Raw genomic sequence first — 3,820 nt, forward strand, 5'->3', positions numbered from 1 at the left:
GGGAAATGGTGTCGAACTTAAGGGGCTGCGTTCTCCTTGAACTGATTTTTAACCATCAGCTAAGCAGTACGTTTTTCGGGGGTAAGGTCAGTTTCATTGTGGCAAGTTGAACTTAGCGATGGGCTAAGAAATCACCGTGAATTCAGCGAAGCTCCCCGGTTTTAATATTTTAACAAAGCAATCGCTTGCTAAAAATAAACGATTTGAGTATGCTCCGGGCAATGATTGCTTTAGCCTTGCCCATCAATCCGCACTCCGGGTCGCCGACTGACCTCGCGCCCAAGCGCCCGCGCGGCCGTCCGCGCAAGACCGAGGGCGAGCGCGACGATGGCAATCGGCGGCAAGAGCTACTTACCGCAGCGGCCCGGCTGTTTCGCCGTCAAGGCTTTGATGCCACCAGCACACGCGACATCGCCGCCGCCGTCGGCATGCACAGCGGCTCCCCTTTTTATCACTTTAAAAGCAAGGACGCGCTGCTTTTTGCCGTGATGGAGGAGGGCATGCACGCGGCCATTGAGCGCCAAGCCAGGGCGCTACAGGGTGATGCTTCCGCGGCCGCGCCCCGGGTGCAGATCAGGCGCCTGATCCGCGCTCATTTTGACACGCTGCACGGGCCTGGCAACGACTTCGTTCCGGTGATGCTCTACGAGCACCGGAGCTTGAGTGCGCGCCAGCGCGCATCGCTGGACCAGCTGCAGATGGACTACGAATCGACCTGGACGCCGGTGCTGGACGCGCTGCACGCGAGTGGTCATTTGCGCGCACCGGTCAAGCTGTCGCGCCTGCTGATTCTGGGCGCGCTGAACTGGTCGGTGCAGTGGTTTGACCGCAAAAAAGGCGCGTCGCTCGATGAGCTGACCGATGCCGCCATGGCTTTGTTTTTGAAGGAATGTTGATGAGCTACGGTTCTGTATTTGCCAAGGGATTGTTCGCGGGCAAAGTGATGCTGGTGACCGGTGGCGGCTCTGGCATTGGCCGTTGCGTGGCGCATGAGCTGGCCGCGCTGGGCGCCTACACGGTGCTGATCGGCCGCAAGCCGGAGAAGCTGCAAACGGTGGTGGATGAAATTGTGCAGGATGGCGGCGCGGCGAGCTTCTTTGTCTGCGACATCCGGCAGGAAGAAGTGGTCAAGCAGGCGGTGGCCGCCGTGGTGGCCGCGCAGGGTCGCATCGATGGCTTGGTGAACAACGCCGGCGGCCAGTACATGATGCCGCTGGAGGCCATCAGCGCCAAGGGTTGGGAGGCGGTGATCAACACCAATCTGACCGGCGGCTTTCTGATGGCGCGCGAGTGTTTCCTGCAAAGCATGAACAAGAACGGCGGCAGCATCGTCAATATCGTGGCCGACATGTGGGGTTCCATGCCCGGCATGGGCCACAGCGGCGCGGCGCGTGCCGGCATGGTCAGTTTCACTGAGACCGCTGCCCTTGAATGGGCCAGCAAGGGGGTACGCGTCAACGCGGTGGCGCCGGGCTATATCGCCTCCAGTGGCATGGACAATTACCCGCCGGAGATGGCGCCCATGCTGCGCGAGATGGGCAAGACCATTCCCCTGGGGCGCTTCGGCACTGAGGCCGAAACGTCGGCCGGCATTGTCTTTTTGCTCAGTCCGGCGGCGGCCTTTATCAGTGGCAGCACCTTGCGCATCGACGGCGCCCGGCCGCAGGTTCGCATGGGTTGGCCGATGCGCGTGGCCTCGCCAGAAGCGCAGCAGCGCGATGCCATCAAGCCGTTCAACGGCTTTCATCGCGCCCAAACACCCAAGGTGTTTTTATCTTGATCTCAGAAGTCTCATCTTCCTGAACAGCCGGAAATCGTCATGAACTACACACACGAACATCTGGAAATCCAGAAGACCCTCAAGCGCTTTATTGACGCGGAAATCAACCCCCATGTCGACGAGTGGGAGGCTGCCGAGCAGTTTCCGGCCCATGAGTTGTTCAAAAAAATGGGTGATCTGGGCTTGCTGGGGCTGACCAAGCCTGAGGCCTATGGGGGCTCGGGGCTGGATTACTCCTATGCCGTCGCCATGACCGAAACCCTGGGGTATATCGACTGCGGCGGCATTCCCATGGCCATTGGTGTCCAGACCGATATGTGCACGCCGGCACTGGCCCGCTTTGGCAGTGATGAGCTCAAGCGCGAGTTCCTGACCGGCGCCATTGCCGGCGATCTGGTGGGCTGCATTGGCGTGAGCGAGCCCGGTGCCGGCAGCGATGTGGCAGCCATCAAGAGCCATGCCCGCAAGGACGGTGACGACTACCTCATCAGCGGTCAAAAAATGTGGATTACCAACAGCCTGCAGGCCGACTGGATGTGCATGCTGGTCAACACGGGTGAAGGCCCGGCACACAAGAACAAGAGCCTGGTGATGGTGCCTCTGCGCGAAAACGGCAAGTTGCGTCCGGGCATTGAGGTGGCGCAAAAAATCCGCAAGATCGGCATGAACTCCAGTGACACTGGCCTGATTTACTTTGACGACGTGCGCGTGCCGCAGCGCAACCGCATTGGCGGGGAAGGCGCGGGTTTTGTGTACCAGATGCAGCAGTTCCAGGAGGAGCGCCTGTGGTGTGCCGCGAGCTGCCTGCAGAGTTTGAGCAACTGCATCCAGTGGACGGTGGAGTGGGCGCAGGAGCGCAAGCTGTTTGGCGCCACGCTGGCGGACCAGCAGTGGGTGCAGTTCAAGCTGGCCGAAATGAAAACCGAGTTGGAGAGCCTGCGCGCGCTGACCTACCGCGCCTGCGATCTCTACCTGCAGGGGCAGGATGTGCTGGAGCTGGCATCGATGGCCAAGCTCAAGGCCGGGCGCCTGAACCGCCTGATTCCGGATGGCTGCCTGCAATTCTGGGGCGGCATGGGTTACACGTGGGAAAACAAGGTGTCACGCATGTACCGCGACGCGCGGCTGGGCTCCATTGGCGGCGGCGCTGACGAGGTGATGATGAGCATCATTGCCAAAACCATGGGCATAGCCAAGCGCCCGGCGCGCAGTTAAACACGAGGACGGGAACACCATGTCAGTGACAGATATCGTTGCAGAAGACATCGCCCAGGTCGAAGACGCGGCACGCCGGTTTATCAAGACCGAAGTTGCGCCGCATCTGGAGGCATGGGAAGAGGCGGGGGAATTCCCTCGCAGTCTCTACCACCGTGCCGCCGAGCTGGGCTGGTTGGGGTTGGGTTACCCCGAGGAGTTTGGCGGCACGCCGAGCCCCTGGAACCTGCGCAATGCCATGACGATTACGCTAGCCCGCCATGGCGGCAGTGGCGGGCTCATGGCCAGCCTGTTCAGCCACAACATCGGTCTGCCGCCAGTGATCCGGCACGGCAGTGCCGCCTTGCAGCAGGAAGTGGTGCCTGCCGTGCTGCGTGGTGAAAAAATTGCCGCGTTGGCCATTACGGAGCCCGGTGGCGGCACCGATGTGTCGGCGCTGCGCACCACCGCCCGGCTGGACGGCGATGAGTACGTGGTGGACGGCGAAAAGGTGTTCATCACCTCCGGCATGCGCGCCGACTGGCTGACTGTCGCCGTGCGCACCGACCCGACGAACAAGGGGCCCATGGGTATTTCCATGCTGATGGTGCCGGGCGATGCGGTTGGCCTGTCACGCAGCCCCCTGAAGAAGATGGGCTGGCTGTGCTCGGATACGGCTCACCTGCGCTTTGACGGCGTGCGCGTGCCGGCCCGCTATCTGGTCGGTGAAGAGGGTGCGGGGTTCAAGATGATCCTGACCAACTTCAATGGTGAGCGTTTGTCCATGGCGGCCATGGCGCTGGGTTTCTCCGAGTGCTGCTATGACGAGGCTCTGGCCTGGGCGCG

At 61.5% G+C, this 3,820-nt stretch carries 4 protein-coding genes; all 4 read left to right on the forward strand.

Features of this window, described 5'->3' with window-relative positions:
* Window positions 1–221 precede the first annotated feature (221 nt).
* The gene (locus tag B3V69_RS01635) at window positions 222–896 is read left to right on the forward strand and encodes a TetR/AcrR family transcriptional regulator (RefSeq protein ID WP_296443174.1); all 675 of its coding nucleotides are present in this window, start codon (window positions 222–224) and stop codon (window positions 894–896) included.
* Complete coding sequence (locus tag B3V69_RS01640) at window positions 896–1,780, forward strand: SDR family oxidoreductase (RefSeq protein WP_296443175.1); 885 nt, start codon at window positions 896–898, stop codon at window positions 1,778–1,780. The genes B3V69_RS01635 and B3V69_RS01640 overlap by 1 nt, the downstream gene beginning before the upstream one ends.
* Window positions 1,781–1,819: 39 nt before the next feature.
* On the forward strand, window positions 1,820–2,995 hold the full coding sequence (locus B3V69_RS01645) for an acyl-CoA dehydrogenase family protein (protein WP_296443176.1): 1,176 nt from the start codon (window positions 1,820–1,822) through the stop codon (window positions 2,993–2,995).
* A 19-nt stretch (window positions 2,996–3,014) separates the two neighbouring features.
* Window positions 3,015–3,820, forward strand: an 806-nt coding sequence (locus B3V69_RS01650) for an acyl-CoA dehydrogenase family protein (protein ID WP_296443177.1), incomplete at its 3' end; no start/stop codon positions are given.

Source organism: Rhodoferax sp. UBA5149 (genome assembly GCF_002413825.1).
In the GTDB taxonomy this organism is placed as follows: Bacteria; Pseudomonadota; Gammaproteobacteria; order Burkholderiales; family Burkholderiaceae_C; genus Rhodoferax.